At 57.9% G+C, this 15,552-nt stretch carries 12 protein-coding genes; 7 read left to right on the top strand and 5 right to left on the bottom strand.

Annotation, left to right across the window (positions count from 1 at the left end; all coding sequences use genetic code 11):
* Positions 1 to 105: 105 nt before the first annotated feature.
* The 5 genes from R1T46_RS01450 to xdhA form a co-directional block, all read right to left on the bottom strand.
* Positions 106 to 1,494: a uracil-xanthine permease family protein gene (locus R1T46_RS01450; protein ID WP_286812026.1), complete on the bottom strand. Its 1,389-nt coding sequence runs from the start codon at positions 1,492 to 1,494 to the stop codon at positions 106 to 108.
* Positions 1,495 to 1,564: 70 nt separating this feature from the next.
* Entirely contained in the window at positions 1,565 to 2,920 is a 1,356-nt protein-coding gene (locus tag R1T46_RS01445) for an 8-oxoguanine deaminase (RefSeq protein WP_317307098.1), read from the bottom strand.
* A 171-nt stretch (positions 2,921 to 3,091) separates the two neighbouring features.
* Positions 3,092 to 3,970 carry a xanthine dehydrogenase accessory protein XdhC gene (gene xdhC, locus R1T46_RS01440; RefSeq protein WP_075195343.1) on the bottom strand — a complete coding sequence of 293 codons (879 nt, stop codon included), beginning with the start codon at positions 3,968 to 3,970 and terminating at the stop codon, positions 3,092 to 3,094.
* Positions 3,955 to 6,321: a xanthine dehydrogenase molybdopterin binding subunit gene (gene xdhB / locus R1T46_RS01435; protein WP_317307097.1), complete on the bottom strand. Its 2,367-nt coding sequence runs from the start codon at positions 6,319 to 6,321 to the stop codon at positions 3,955 to 3,957. The genes xdhC and xdhB overlap by 16 nt, the downstream gene beginning before the upstream one ends.
* On the bottom strand, positions 6,314 to 7,873 hold the full coding sequence (gene xdhA / locus R1T46_RS01430; RefSeq protein WP_126810695.1) for a xanthine dehydrogenase small subunit: 1,560 nt from the start codon (positions 7,871 to 7,873) through the stop codon (positions 6,314 to 6,316). Before xdhA ends, xdhB begins: the two co-directional genes overlap by 8 nt.
* Before the next feature lie 280 nt (positions 7,874 to 8,153).
* Between xdhA and R1T46_RS01425 the strand changes: the two genes are divergently transcribed.
* The 7 genes from R1T46_RS01425 to puuE all read left to right on the top strand — a co-directional run bounded on the left by R1T46_RS01425 (position 8,154) and on the right by puuE (position 15,549).
* A complete protein-coding gene (locus tag R1T46_RS01425; protein WP_075195340.1) occupies positions 8,154 to 8,843 on the top strand; it encodes a TetR/AcrR family transcriptional regulator in 690 nt (229 codons plus the stop codon).
* Positions 8,844 to 9,033: 190 nt separating this feature from the next.
* Positions 9,034 to 10,335: a guanine deaminase gene (gene guaD / locus R1T46_RS01420; protein ID WP_126810694.1), complete on the top strand. Its 1,302-nt coding sequence runs from the start codon at positions 9,034 to 9,036 to the stop codon at positions 10,333 to 10,335.
* A gap of 232 nt (positions 10,336 to 10,567) precedes the next feature.
* Positions 10,568 to 11,944, top strand: a complete 1,377-nt coding sequence (locus R1T46_RS01415; RefSeq protein ID WP_369810916.1) for an NCS2 family permease — start codon at positions 10,568 to 10,570, stop codon at positions 11,942 to 11,944.
* Between the two features lie 66 nt (positions 11,945 to 12,010).
* Entirely contained in the window at positions 12,011 to 12,769 is a 759-nt protein-coding gene (locus R1T46_RS01410; RefSeq protein ID WP_085681759.1) for an outer membrane protein OmpK, read from the top strand.
* 76 nt (positions 12,770 to 12,845) lie between these two features.
* Positions 12,846 to 13,199, top strand: a complete 354-nt coding sequence (gene uraH / locus R1T46_RS01405; protein ID WP_317307096.1) for a hydroxyisourate hydrolase — start codon at positions 12,846 to 12,848, stop codon at positions 13,197 to 13,199.
* Positions 13,200 to 13,249: 50 nt separating this feature from the next.
* Positions 13,250 to 14,488 (top strand): urate hydroxylase PuuD, encoded by a 1,239-nt coding sequence (locus R1T46_RS01400; protein ID WP_317307095.1) that lies wholly within the window; start codon positions 13,250 to 13,252, stop codon positions 14,486 to 14,488.
* A gap of 110 nt (positions 14,489 to 14,598) precedes the next feature.
* Complete coding sequence (puuE, locus tag R1T46_RS01395; RefSeq protein WP_085681758.1) at positions 14,599 to 15,549, top strand: allantoinase PuuE; 951 nt, start codon at positions 14,599 to 14,601, stop codon at positions 15,547 to 15,549.
* Positions 15,550 to 15,552: the final 3 nt, after the last annotated feature.

The following is a 15,552-nucleotide window of genomic DNA, read 5'->3' as shown; positions in this document are numbered from 1 at the left end:
TCCTGGGCGATTGCGTATTGCTGTCCGACGAAACGCCTTCTCTTGTCCCTCCCTCCTTGAGTGAAATAACGGCGTCCAAGGGGCTCTCCCGGCCCCTCCGGATGTTCAAAGTGAATCAGGTTTTATCACAGTGCTTTCTGTCCGTTCAGCGTCATCGGGCGCCGGTTTATGGACTTTTGGAAGAATAAGGTTCAACGCGATGGCGGTAATGGCCCCGGGGATCAAACCGGATTCGATCATCGCTTGCAGGTTTTCGGACAGGTTGGCATAGAGCCCTTCTTGCGCCGGAAAACCCACCGCGATGGTCAGCGAGGTGCCAATGATCAGCATGTTGCGCTTGTCGAACGGCACCTGGCTGAGCATCTTAATGCCGGCACTGGCGATCATACCGAACATCAGCAGTACCGCACCGCCGAGCACCGCGTTAGGAATACTGGAAACGAGACCGCCGAGCTTTGGCAACAGGCCGGCCAACACCAGGAATCCGCCGCCAATCGCCACCACATAGCGGCTAACGACGCCCGTCAATGCAACCATGCCTACGTTCTGGCTGAAACTGATCTGGGGGAACGCATTGAAAACAGCGGCAAACACGCTCGCGATGCCATCGGCCATGACGCCGCCGGAGAGTTCCTTCTTGGTGGGTTCACGGTTCAGCCCGCCCGCGGTGGTGCCCACTATATCGCCGATGGATTCGGCCACGGTGACCAGCGACAGCACCACCACGGGGATGATGGCGGCCATATGGAACTCGATACCAATGCCCAGCGGGGTGGGGAACGTCACCCAGTCGGCATCGCCCACCTTGGAGAAATCGACATAGCCAAAAGCCGCGGCAGCAACGAAGCCAACCAGCAAACCGGCCAGTGGGGCAACTTCACTCCAGATACCTCGGCCGAACTGGTGAAGCCCCACGGTGACGACGAGAACAAGCGAGGCCAGTCCGATGTGATGGGGGGCGCCGAAATCCGACACGCCGAAACCACCACCGGCGTAGGCAAGACCAACGGGCATCAACAGAATGCCCAGCATCACGACAAAGGTTCCAGTCACCACTGGCGGGAACAAAAACCGGAACCAGGGAAGAAACAACCCCATTAGCGCCATCGCGACGCCACCGCACAACGCTGCTCCAAGGGCGGCGGGCAACCCCATGCCGATGGCTATGGGAATCAGGACCGGTACGAATCCGAAGCTGGTCCCCATAACAATAGGAAGGCGAGCACCGATGGGCCCCAGGCCCAGGGACTGCAACAGAGTAGCGATGCCAGCGACAAACATCGCGGCCTGAACCATAAAAGCCGTCTGATCGGGAGGCAGGTCCGCCGCCCCGGCGATGATGATTGGCACGGTCACGTTGCTAACGAACATCGCCAGAACATGTTGAATGCCCAGCGGTATCGCACGGCGCAAGGGCGGCATGGAATTAACGTCGCGGGTGCTATAACGGTCACCTGGACCGGTATCTGGCCGTTCGGATGTACTTGTTGTCATGAGTCTCTCCTAGGTGTTGTTTTTGTAGGAATGCCTGACTGTTGACTACCAATAGCTCTACAAAGATTTTCTAAATAACTCTCCTTAGTTGGCGGGCTGCTTCATCATGGCGTGCCATCAACGCGTCAAGATCGACGTCGCAGGGCAGGCCGCCGGTCACTCTCCAGCGCCCGGCGACCATGACCCGGTCAGCGCGTTGTGCACCACACAGCAGCAACGCCGCCAGTGGATTCTCCGCGCCTGAGAAACGCGGCTCATCAAGTTTGAACAGCGCCAGGTCAGCCTGCTGGCCTGGCTCCAGTCCACCGATATCGGTTCGTCCCAGGCAACGGGCCGAGCCTTGCGTTGCCCAGCGGATGACGGCTTCGTGTGTTACCTGGCTCGGCGAGTAACGCAGGCGGCCCAGAAGCAGTGCCTGACGCATTTCCGAGGCAAGGTTCGAGTGGTCGCTCGATGCTGATCCATCGACCGCCAATCCGACCGGTGAGCCCGCCGCTTCGAGTTCCAGGGTCCGGCACAGCCCTGAGCCCAGAACCATGTTTGACGAGGGACAGTGAGCGATGCCCGTGCCTGCACGGCCAAGGCGCTGAATTTCGTCGTCATTGAAATGAATGCCATGGGCCAGCCACGTGCGATCGGTGAGCCAGCCACTGTCCTCGAGATAATCCAGCGGGCGCATGCCAAACAGCTTCTGGCAGTAAGCGGTCTCATCTTCGGTTTCGGCAAGATGGGTGTGGAGGCGAACGTCGTTGTTCTCTGCAAGCCGCGCGCTCTCGCGCATCAATGCCCGGCTGACTGAAAACGGTGAACAAGGCGCCAGGGCGATGGTGGTCATGGCCCCTTCAGCACGCTGGTGGTAACGGTCGATAAGACGCTGGCTGTCATCGACAATGGTTTGCTCGTCCTGCACCACGGTCTGTGGCGGCAGACCGCCATCGTCGCGCCCGACGCTCATGGACCCGCGAGTCAGTGCCGCTCGAACGCCGAGGCGCTGGGCGGTTTCGACCTGGCAGTCAATCGCGTTTACCAAGGCACCGGAAAAGACGTAATGATGGTCCGCTACGGTGGTGCATCCCGACATCAGCAGCTCGACCATCGCCAACTCGCTGGCCAGGGCCATCTGGCTGTCGTTGAGATTGGCCCAGACATCGTAAAGCGTGGTCAGCCAGGGAAATAACTCTTTATTGAGCGCGGGGGAATAGGCTCGGGTCAGGGTTTGGTAGAAGTGATGGTGGGTATTTACCAAGCCGGGTAACAGGACATGCCCGGAAGCATCAAAGGTCTCGTTAACGGGCTGGTGAGGTTGCTGCCCCCTGGCCACTTTTTCCACAATTCTTGTTCCCGTGACGACAATACCGCCGGCTGCGCCTGGGTCAGAGCAGGCAAGCGGATTGTGAATCCATAATCTGTGGTCTGTTTCGGTCATTCCTACAGCTCTTCGTTGTATACATTATGACCGATAACTTCGTACAAATATGTATTACTTGTCAAGAAAAATTGTGAGCAAATTGAACTTTTAATGACAGGGTGTTTGCCGGGCCAGCGCTCAAACGGGCGCCGGCCCGGGGTTGGCAGCGATGTCAGGTTGTCTGCTGGGTTACGTTTTCTGGCCCGCGACTTCAACCTCGTTAGGTTTAACTTCTTTCGTAAGCGCTTTGAGAGCCCCCCAGGAGAGGCCTCGTTTTGATGGTTTCTCGGCCGTGTCGGAAGCGACCAGGCTAAGAAGCTCGGCGGAAATGGACACCGCGACTTCCATGGGCCGCTTACCCGGGATGTCACTGCGCCCGACGGGGCACCGGATGCGGTCGATATCGGCTTCGGTATACCCGCGGTGAGCAAGGCGTTGGCGAAAACGCTCCGCCTTGGTCTGCGAACCGATCAGGCCGATCGTGCGCACATCGTCCCGTTTCAGCAGCGCCTGGCAGAGGTCATAATCCAGTGCGTGGTTGTGGGTCAGAATCAGTACATGGGCGTTGCTGCACAGTTCAGGGACGTCCCCAACCGGGTCGTCGGTGCAATGAACCGTGGTGTTGTCGGGCGTCCTGTCCGGAAAACATTCCTGCCGGGAGTCGACCCAGGTGATCTGCCAGGGCAAATCACCCACGATACGCATCAGGGCATGGCTGACGTGACCCGCACCAAAGACCACAAGGCGGGCATCGCCGCCGGACTGGGCCTCCAGCAGGACCGCCACGCTACCACCACAGCATTGTCCAAGGCTGGCACCCAGAGGGAAGTGCGCCAGCTCGTAGCTGTATTCGTGGTTTGCCAGGCGCTCGCGGGCGCGGGCGATCACCCGGTATTCCAGGTGGCCGCCGCCGATGGTGTCGTAGCTGTGTTCCCGGGTGACGACCATCTTACTGGCCGGCTCCCGTGGTACCGAGCCTGTTACGCCCAGTACCGTGACCAAAACATAGGGCTGACCGCGACGTTCGCAGTCAGCAACGGCTTGGATCCAGGTCAGGCGTTCTTGCATGACGGTTCCCCCTGCGCTGCTACCCAGCGCTCGGTTGCTGTGACAGCCTGGAGCACCCGCTCTGGTGTCGCAGGCGTGTCCAGGGGCGGGCTGTAGCGATAGTCCGCCACGCTCGAAACAGCGTCACGCAGGGCAGACCATACTGCCATGCCCAGCATGAGTGGCGGTTCGCCCACAGCCTTTGAGCGGAATACGGTGGCTTCCCGGTTGGGGCTGTGAGGCAGCAGGGCCACCCGGAAATCCGGTGGCGCGTCTGACACAGCCGGGATTTTGTAGGTCGCCGGGCCGTTGGACAACAGTTGGCCTTCGTCGCTGTATACCAACTCTTCGGTGGTGAGCCAGCCCATGCCCTGAACAAAGCCGCCTTCAATCTGGCCAATGTCCACGGCCGGATTCAGCGACTGCCCCACGTCGTGAAGGATGTCCACCCGCATGGTCTTGTACTCTCCGGTGAGGGTATCAACCACCACCTCTGCGCAGGCAGCCCCGTTGGCGTAATACAGGAAGGGCCGGCCTTGACCGGTTTCTCGGTCATAGTGAATCTTGGGTGTACTGTAGAACCCGTTGGAAGACAGCGAAACCCGCGCCATGTAAGCCTGCTGCACGAACTCCGCCCAGCCGAACTGCTGCTCACCGACATTGACCTGGTTGTTTTCAAACCGTACCGAGTCCGCGCTCACGCCGTAGGTTTCGGCGGCAAACTCGACCAGGCGCTGCTTGATTTTCTCGCAGGCATCCAGGGCAGCCATGCCGTTCAGGTCAGTGCCCGAGGAGGCAGCCGTTGGTGAGGTGTTGGGCACCTTGTCGGTCCGGGTCGCGGACACTTTTACCCGGTCCAGGTCTACCTGGAAGGCTGCGGCTACGACCTGGGCTACCTTGATGTAAAGCCCCTGGCCCATTTCGGTGCCGCCGTGATTGAGGTGAATGCTGCCATCGGTGTAAACGTGCACCAGTGCACCGGCCTGGTTGAGGTGCTTGGCCGTGAATGAAATGCCGAACTTCACCGGTGTCAGGGCCAAACCGCGTTTCAGTACCGAGTTCTCTTTGTTGAACCTGGAAATCTCGGTACGACGCTGACGGTAGTCCGAGCTGGCCTCGAGCGTGTCGATCAGGTCCGGTAAAACGTGCTGCTCGACGATTTGACCATAGTGGGTTACATCACGGCCAGGTCCGTACAGGTTGCGCTTGCGCACATCCAGCGGGTCCATGCCGAGATGGCGGGCGATATCGTCCATTGCCCGCTCAATGATCATCATGCCCTGGGGGCCACCGAAGCCTCGGAAGGCGGTATTGGAAACCGTATGGGTTTTGCAGCGGTGGCCAACAACACGCGCCTGCCCCAGGCTATAGGCGTTGTCGGAATGAAACATGGCGCGGTCGACGATGGCATCGGACAGGTCGGGCGAAAAGCCACAGCGTCCAGCCACCATGATGTCGGCCCCCCGCAGCACACCCTCGTTGTCGAACCCAATGTCATAGGTGTTGAAAAAGTCGTGTCGCTTGCCCGTTTGTACCATGTCGTCGTAGCGCGCCATCCGGTATTTAACGGGCCGCCCGGTGCGTCGGGCAAGCAGGGCCGAGATACAGGCCAGCGGTGCGGCCTGGGTTTCCTTGCCGCCGAAGCCGCCACCCATGCGCCGTACTTCCACCTGGACTTCATGAATGGGGAGGTCAAGCACTTCGGCCACCAGCTTTTGCACCTCGGAGGGGTGCTGGCTGGAGGTATGAACAAACACGCCCGCGTCTTCGGTAGGCTCTACCAGGCACGCCTGTCCTTCCAGGTAGAAATGCTCCTGTCCGCCAACGTGCATCTGGGCCTGTAGGCGATTCGGCGCTTCGGCAAGCGCTTTATCCGGGTCGCCCCTCAGCTGGGTATGACTGGGACGCACGAACAACTGCTGATCAAGCGCGGCCTCCGCGGTCAACGCGGCAGGAAGGGGCTCATAGCTGACTTTCGCAAGTCGGGCCGCCTGGCGGGCCGCGCGATGACTCGTTGCCGCAACGGCAAACAGCGGCTGGCCCACATGTTCGACCACATCTCCGGCCAGAACCGGATCGCCAGGAAAGACCGGCCCGATGTCGGTATGGCCGGGCACGTCCTCGACGGTCATGACCGAAACCACGCCGGGGTAGGCCCAAACCTCGCTGAGATCCATGGCGGTGATACGGGCGTGGGCGTGCGTACTCTGGCCGACGGCCGCGTGCAGGAGTTCTGCGGGCTCGGGGAGGTCGTCGATATAGCGGGCCTGTCCACGAACGTGCTTCCAGGCACTGTCATGAAATGCCTGGGTGCCTGTCAGCCCTTTCGCCGTTGTGGTGGGCCGCGGAATATTGGGAGGTAGTTTACGCATAGTCAGTCACCATGAGGGGCTGGTTTGTTGTTGTGGTGTCTTGAGTGCTCTCCAAAAACGCGCGGCGCAGCAGGTTGCCGGCTACTTGCAGGCGATAGGCTGCGGACCCCCGCACGTCTGTCATGGGTTCAAATTCGAGTTCCAGTGCGGCAATGGCGGCCGCAACTGTGTCTGCATTCCAGGGCTGGCCTCGAAGCGCCGCTTCAGCGCCACTGGCCCGCTTTGGCGTTGCCGCCATCCCGCCAAAGGCCAGTCGGCAGTCCTTGATTGTTTCGCCGTCGCGCTTGAGCCAAAAGGCACCCAGCACTGCCGAAATGTCGTCATCAATGCGCTTGGAGACTTTATAGATGAACAGCTTTTCGTCAGGTGCCGGGTTGGGGATCCAGGTGCCCCGAATGAATTCGTGAGGCTGGAGGTCGGTCTGCTTGTAGCCGTGGAAGAAGTCCTCAAGGCGCAGGCGCCGGGTGCCATCAACGCTGTCCAGGTCGAGCTCTGCGCCCAGCGCAATCAGTGCGGGCGGCATGTCGCCGATTGGCGAAGCGTTCCCGATATTGCCCCCAACAGTCCCGCGGTTGCGGATCTGGCGTGAACCCAGGCGCTCCAGCATCGGCCCGAAGTGCGGCCAACGCTCCTCGAGCTTATGGAACATGGCGCGGTAGGTCACTCCGGCTCCGAGATAGATCCCGTCTTCGTCCTCGTGGATCTCCTGTAGCTCCTTGATGCCACTCAGACCGATCAGGTGATCAAGGTCTTTGAGCTGTTGGGTGATTTCAAGGGACAGGTCGGTGCCGCCGGCAATCAACCTTGCCTTGGGAAACTGACGGCATAGTCCACGAAGCGCGTCCAGAGTGGCTGGCGCATCGTATCGGTAGCCGTGATCGTCGGTGAGTTCGCCAGCCGTATTCTGTACGCTTAACAGGTCGGCGATCATTTCGGGGTTCTGCAGCCAGGCTATGCCGCTAAGGCCCGGCGCGGGGTTGTTCGGAGCCGCGCCATCCGGGCCGCTGAGCGCACTGCTTCGGCTCAGAACCGCGTTACCGGTGCCGGGTTCCCACGTTTGCACGCAAGCCCGACGCCCGGCCTCGATGATTGGCCGGTAACCCGTGCAGCGGCAAAGGTTGCCGGACAGCGCCTCCAATAAGGCGTCGTCGTCGGGCACGGAACCGTTCGCTGCGCTTTCTGTATGCAGGGCAAACAGCGACATGATGATGCCTGGTGTGCAGAAGCCGCACTGGGCTCCGTGACACTCCACCATCTCCTTCTGTACCGGGTGAGCTGGCTCCTGGGTTAGCGCGTCGACGGTCACCAGATGTTTGCCATGCAGGCTTCCGACGAGCGCGATGCAGCTGTTCACGCTGTCGTAGCGGAGTTGCCCGGACTGCTCAGGGTCGGGCGATCCGATCACCACGGTGCAAGCCCCGCAGTCACCCGATGCGCAGCCTTCCTTGGTGCCTGTCAGTCGCTTCCTGGTGCGCAGCCAGTCGAGGATGCTTAGATTCGGGTCGACTTGGTTGAGTTTTTGTAGTTGGCCGTTCAAGTAGAATCTGATCACAAATTTTCCCGCTCTTCTGCACTTGCGCCTGTCTCTTTCTGCTTTTCTCTTTGTTTAAGACTGAGCATCAGAGTCATTGGCGTAAGCCCTTGATTGATTTCAGTAGTTGCACAGGCGATGCCGCATCACGGATGCCAAAAGTCACATGGGCCCGTTATTCTTTTTACAATTTCCTGACCAAATAGTCCAGTTTTTTGTGTAAAGACTATTCCTTTGATTGCCGCACAGAGATCGGCTATCGTCGGAGCCTCGACGTTCCAACCTGAAGCTACTCGACACCATGACCCGTCAAATCGAACCAGACTCCCCCGAAACGAAGCGAACAACGTCATCAGGCAGCAAGCGCAAGAAAGTGCGTCCGGGCCGAATCCGTGAGCGCAATCGTGAGCGTATTCTGATGGCCGCGGAAAAGGAGTTTTCCCAGAACGGCTTCGGGGCAACCACCGTTCAGAAGATTGCGGACAGGGCGGGGCTGCCGAAATCCAACGTGCTTTACTATTTCAGCAATAAAAAACGCATCTACTACGCGTTGATGGATGACATCATGGGGCGGTGGAATGAGATGTTCTCGAAGATACAGCCAGAAGATGACCCCGCCACGACCCTGGCCAGTTTTATTCACGCCAAGGTAGAGCTATCCAGGACCCACCCCCTGGCATCGCGCCTGTTTGCGCTGGAAATTATTCAGGGGGCGCCGGTCCTCAAGGACCATCTGTCTACGACCATGCGGGAGTGGGTGCAGGCGCGAGCGGGTGTGATTCAGCAGTGGATCGACGCGGGGCGAATGGCGCCCGTTGATCCGGTGCAACTCATCCTCCTGATCTGGTCATCCACGCAACACTACGCTGACTTCCAGGTCCAGATCCTCGCGATTGAGGACAAGAGCGAATACACCGAAAGTGACTTTCAGCACGCTGCGGATTTCCTGACGTCTGTCATCCTGCGCGGTTGTGGCCTCGCCGAGCCTTAACGCCTGACTCCGGAATGCCTGGCATACCGCCCGTCGTATGCCTTCGATGGCGTTCGGTCTTGAAAATTTCCTGACTTATTGGTCAGTTTTTTATTGACCAGGCTACCAATCCTGTTTAAATTTCCCTGAGACACGCAATCCAATCGTCGCCAACAATACCAATGCGACAACAAGACTGACGAGAGTGACCATGTCCCAGCGCAAAGCCTACCGTGCCTCTGTTTTCCACTGCATCGCCGACCCGGGCGTGGTGGGTGCGGAACGTTCCTACGAGTATTTTGAAGATGGCCTGTTAGTGGTCGAGGACGGCACGGTCGTCGAGATAGGCACGGCCGAGAGCCTGTTGCCATCACTGTCTCCTGAAGTCGAGGTCGTTCACTACGAGGATGCCCTGATAACCCCGGGCTTCGTCGATACCCATATCCATTATCCGCAGGTGGGAATCATCGGCTCCTATGGCGCCCAGTTGCTGGACTGGCTGGAAACCTACACCTTTCCCTGCGAGGGACAGTTTGATGATTCACGGCACGCTCATGCCCAGGCTGAGATCTTCCTCCGTGAACTGTTGAGAAACGGGACAACGACGGCCCTGGTCTTCGGAACCGTCCATAAGCAGTCGGTGGATGCCTTTTTCGAACATGCCTCCAAGCTGAACCTGCGGATGATTGCGGGCAAGGTGTTGATGGACCGTTGCGCGCCTGACTATTTGGTGGATACAGCGGAATCCGGTTATGCGGACAGCAAGGAGCTTATTGAGCGTTGGCACGGAAAGGGCCGTTTGTCCTATGCGGTGACGCCCCGATTTGCGCCGACGAGCTCCGATGAGCAACTCGAGCTGGCGGGTAAGCTCTTCAAGGAATTCCCGGGCTTGTACATGCACACCCACATTTCCGAGAACCGACAGGAGATTGAGTGGGTTAAAGAGCTGTTTCCTGAGCGGGATGGTTACCTTGATGTATACGACCACCATGGCCTGATTGGTGAACGGTCAGTGTTTGCACACGGTGTTCACCTGCATGACGACGAGTGCAGGCGGCTGGGCGACACTGGCTCTGCGGTTGCCTTTTGCCCGACGTCGAACCTCTTCCTTGGCAGTGGTTTGCTCGACCTGGCGCACCTGGAGTCCCATGGGGTTCGCGTTGGCCTGGGCACGGATGTAGGGGCGGGTACCAGCTTTTCCCAGCTTCAAAGCCTTAACGAGGCGTACAAGGTGTTGCAGTTGCAGGGGCAGAAACTGGATCCTTTCAAAGCCTTCTACCTTGCAACGCTCGGCGGAGCCCGGTCCCTCTACCTGGATGACAGGATTGGCAGCCTGCAGGCCGGGAAAGAAGCGGACTTTGTTGTGCTGGATTACGAAGCCACGCCGCTGATCAGTTACCGCCTGAAGCAATCCAAAAGCCTCGAGGAAACACTGTTTGCCCTCATGATTCTTGGCGATGACCGCGTGGTGAAGGAAACCTTCAGCGCGGGCATGTCCGTTCACCGCCGATAGCGTGCCACTGGCGGGCTGCCCGTTGCCGCTGATGGGCGCGCCCACCCTCGGTCCAGAATCTTTCTACCACGCCTCTTCGGGTCCTTCTTTTTTCTTGTGCACAATCGTTATAAGAATTTTGTTGCAATTGTTGTATACAAAAGCATAATCGGAGTTGTGGTTCCTGACCGATAAGTCAGGAAATGCCGATATGGCAAACCAGCCATCACCTGCCTCAAGGGCTCTGCTCTGGGTGATAGAAAACAACAATGATGAGGAATACCTTGTGGAAAACATCGATCAGCAGAAGCGCTCGCTCGGAGCGTTAGCGAGAACGGACTGGCTCGAGCGCATTTTCAAGCTCCGTCAGCATGGAAGCTCAGTCAAGATTGAGCTGATAGCAGGCCTGACCACCTTCGTAACCATGGCCTACATTATCTTCGTTAATCCCAATGTTATGGCTGCGGCCGGCCTTGATCATGGTGCTGCGTTCGTCGCCACCTGTCTGGGGGCGGCACTTGGCTGCCTGCTCATGGGGTTCTACGCCAACTGGCCGGTGGGACTGGCGCCGGGCATGGGGCTCAACGCGTTTTTTACCTACACCGTCGTTGGCGAAATGGGTTATACCTGGCAGGTTGCCCTTGGCGCGGTCTTCCTCTCCGGCATCCTGTTTATGATTATGAGCCTCTCGCGAATCCGCGAATGGCTGCTTAACAGCATTCCGATGAGCCTGCGTTTTGCCATGGGGGCAGGGGTTGGTCTGTTTCTCGGGCTCATTGGCCTGAAGACGGCGGGCATTGTCGTCGACAGCCCCGCGACGCTGGTGACGATGGGGTCTTTTGGTGAGCCTTCGGCACTACTGGCCGCCATCTGCTTCTTGCTGATCGCGGTGCTTAGCCACCGCAATGTGTTTGGCGCCATCCTGTTGAGCATGCTCATTGTAACGGGGATCGGCTGGAGTATGGGGCTTGTGGAGTATGGCGGTGTTGTGTCGCTCCCTCCCAGCCTGGCGCCAACCTGGCTGGCGATGGATATTGCGGGTGCGTTGAACGTGGGAATGATCAGCGTTGTGCTCGCGTTTCTCTTCGTGAACATGTTCGACACTGCTGGAACACTGATGGGGGTGGCTCATCGTGCAAACCTGGTTGACGAGAACGGCAAGATAGAAAACCTTTCCAAATCCCTTAAAGCGGACAGTACATCCAGTGTCCTGGGCTCATTTGTGGGTTGCCCGCCGGTAACCAGCTACGTTGAAAGCGCTTCAGGCGTAGCCGCGGGTGGTCGCACGGGGCTGACGGCCGTCACCGTCGGCGTGCTATTCCTGCTGGCAACCTTCTTTGCACCTCTTGCGGGAATGATCCCGGCCTACGCGACCTCAGGCGCACTGATATACGTCGCTATGCTGATGATGAGTGGAATGGCCCACATCGACTGGAAGGACATCACCGACACCATTCCGGCCATCATTACTGTGGTGATGATGCCGCTGACCTTCTCCATCGCCAATGGCATTGCGCTGGGCTTCGTTACCTATGCCACGTTGAAGCTGCTTACCGGGCAGAGGAAGAAAGTATCCGTCAGCCTGTATGTTCTCTGTGTCATCTTCATCGCCAAGTTCGCCTTCCTGTGATCAAGGCACTCGGTTGACCCGAACCCGAGGTTTTACCCCAAAACAACAAAACGAGAGGTAGTAAAAATGAAACTGTTGCAAAAAATCCTGCTGGCGGCGTGCGTTTTCACCGCGTTTGTTCCGGTTGTTCACGCTGAAAAGTTCTTCGGCAGTTCCAGTGTGTCGCTGCTTTATAGCGATGACTATGAAATTTTTGGCTCTCAAAAAGAGTCCGCGACCGTGTTTACCTTTGAAAACGTGACCGCCCACAACTGGGGGGATACGTTCTTCTTCATTGACCGCTATCAGGTTCAGGGGGATTCCGGTAACGCTGACTCCACCTATGGGGAGTTCGCGCCCCGGTTGAGCCTGAGTTGGCTAAGCGGCCAGGATCTGGGCTTCGGGCCGGTTAATGACGTCTACCTGGCAACCCAGTATGAGTTCGATGGTGGGGTAGAGGCGAACAACTACATGTACGGTCTTGGATTGGGCTGGGACATCCCTGGATTCCAATACTTCAACACCAATGCCTACTATGTTGAAAACAACACCGCGTTCGACACGCCGGACGACTGGCAGCTGACCGTAACATGGGGGGTGCCGTTCGAACTGGGCAGCGCGGCGTTTCTCTTTGACGGTTTTATCGACTATTCATCGGGGGTAAGCGGTGCTCAGAGTGCGGACTTACACATCAACCCGCAGTTCAAACTCGACCTTGGTCATTTCACGGGAGAGGCTGGCGTGTTGTATGCCGGTATAGAGTACTCGTACTGGCGTAATAAATTCGGTAGCCCAAACATAGATACGGAGAACGCTGTTAGCGCACTGGTCAAGTTCCACTTCTGACCCGCGCTATCATCATCGGATCCATTGGGCCGCTGGTTTCAGCGGTCCAGCTGCCATCACATGACAGGAGAACTTTATGGGACGCCTTACCACACACGTACTGGATACTTCGCTGGGTCGCCCCGGAGAGGGTATTCGTATCGAGGTTTACCGACTGGAGGGTGAATCGCGCACCTTGCTGAAAGAAGTCACCACTAATGATGATGGCCGTTGCGATGCCCCGATACTTGAAGGTGAGGCCTTTACCGAGGGCCAGTTCGAGCTGGTCTTTCACGCTGGAGACTACCTCCGGCGCCAGGGCGTAGAGGCTGACGAACCGCGCTTTCTCGATGTTATCCCATTGCGTTTCGGCGTGGCTGACGCCTCCCAGCACTTTCATGTGCCTCTCCTGCTTTCTCCCTATAGCTACTCCACCTACCGCGGTAGCTGAGTCGAGATGGTCAGTCATCAATACAACAGTGCGAACAAGAGAACAGGTTAATGGAAGCTTACATTCTGGATTTTGTGAATTTCATGTTGCGGTGGCTGCATGTGATTGCGGCGATTGCGTGGATTGGTGAGTCAATCTACTTCGTGATGCTGGATAACAGACTCAAGCCGCCACAGGCCGAAAACTGCAAAAAGAAGGGGGTTCTTGGTGAGATGTGGGCTGTGCATGGGGGCGGTTTCTATCACAACCAAAAGTACGCCACCAGTCCGGGTACCTTGCCTGCCGACCTGCATTGGTCGTTCTGGAAATCGTACACCACCTGGCTGTCGGGTTTCGCGCTGTTCGTTATTCTCTACATGGTCAACCCAGGCTTCTACCTGGTGAACACCAATAGCAGTTGGCAGTGGGCGGCTGAGTTAAGTGGATGGCAGACCAACGTTGCGGCGGTGCTTTTCCTGGTATTCGGGTGGGTTGTATACAATGAGCTGTGCAAGCGCATAAGCCCGAACATGGAGCGGGACGGCATTCTGAGTATTGCGGTTGGGGTGCTGCTTGTCATAGTTGCCTATGTAAGCACTCAATTGTTTGCTGGCCGTGCTGCGTTCCTTCTGACCGGTGCTGTCATGGCAACAGCCATGTCCGCGAACGTTTTCTTCTGGATCATTCCGGGCCAGCGCCGCATGGTCGATGCCATGAAGGCGGGCGAGGAGCCCAATCCGATTGATGGCAAGCGCGGTAAACAACGCTCTGTCCACAATACCTACTTCACGCTTCCCGTCGTTCTGTTGATGATCAGTAATCACTACGCCTTCGCCTATACAGAGGCTCAGGCATGGTTGGTCATGTCGCTGCTCATATTTGCCGGCGCCGTTATCCGCCAGTTCTTTGTACTGATGCATGCGGGCAAAACCCAACCTTCCTACCTTCTGGCCGGTGGTGTGCTGATCCTGCTGACGTTCTGGGTGGCCGCGCCCACGGGAGAGTCCCAGGTGGCAACGGCTCAGGCAAACGCCGAGCCCAATACGACGACGCATGAGACAAGTGAATCCCCCCTTGCTGCCAACGTGGGCGCGACCATTGAACAGCACTGTGCGGGATGCCATTCGAAGCAACCTGAGAACCCGGCGTTTTCGGCTCCGCCGGCGGGATTTGCGTTTGATGCGGTTGATCAGATCCTCAGCCATCAGGCCAAGATCCAGGAGGTTGTGGCGAACGGATACATGCCGTTGGGCAACGCCACGAACATGACCGAAGAAGAACGCGAAATCATCAAGAACTGGGGTGAATGAGTGTTGCGTTCATGTTGGATACAATATAGTATATTTAAGTATACAATTCATATTGAGGGCGAGCTGGTACCAACGGCCTGCCAAACGGATTGGAAGAAGGAAGTTGCTTGATGAATCCGGCTAATCCAGACCATTACCCCCGAGACCTGATTGGTTACGGTTCTGAGCCTCCCCATGCAAATTGGCCTGGCCGGGCACGCATTGCCGTGCAGTTCGTTCTCAATTACGAGGAAGGTGCGGAGAACTGCGTCCTGCATGGCGATACGCATTCGGAGCAGTTCCTGTCCGAAATCGCCGGGGCTGAGGCCTACCCAAGCCGGCACATGAGCATGGAGTCAATCTATGAGTACGGCTCGCGGGCAGGGGTATGGCGGGTACTGAAGGAGTTTCAGCGCCGCGGCATGCCGCTGACGGTATTTGGCGTGGCGATGGCCCTTGAGCGGCACCCCGAGCTTGCCCATGCGTTTAAAGAGCTGGGGCATGAGGTTGCCTGTCACGGTTGGCGCTGGATTCACTACCAGAATATTCCGGAAGGTATAGAGCGCGCGCACATGCGCCGGGCCATCGAGATCTTCGAGGCTTTATACGGTGAGAAACCGGCAGGGTGGTATACCGGTCGCGACAGCGAGAACACGCGCCGTCTGGTGCTGGACGAAGGCAGCTTTCTCTACGACAGCGATTACTACGGGGACGATCTGCCGTTCTGGACCCGTCAGTACGATAGTGAGGGCGAAATGCACAACCACCTGGTAGTGCCTTATGCCCTGGACACCAATGACATGCGCTTCGCTTCAGCGCAAGGCTTCGGTACCGGAGAGGACTTTTACCAGTATTTACGGGATGCCTTCGACGTGCTTTATGCCGAGGGTGAGGACTCGCCAAAAATGCTGTCTGTTGGTCTCCACTGTCGGCTGGTTGGCCGGCCGGGACGCTTCCGGGCCCTGCAGCGATTCCTCGATCACATAGAAGCCCATGATCGTGTCTGGGTTACGAGACGTGTGGATATTGCTCGCCATTGGGCCGAGCACCACCACCCGCTCTCATCCAAGGAGCAGCAATGAGCA

The sequence above is a fragment of the Marinobacter salarius genome, assembly GCF_032922745.1.
Lineage (GTDB): Bacteria > Pseudomonadota > Gammaproteobacteria > Pseudomonadales > Oleiphilaceae > Marinobacter.
Note: the sequence above shows the minus strand (reverse complement) of the source record. Positions and strands in the feature narration are given on the sequence as shown.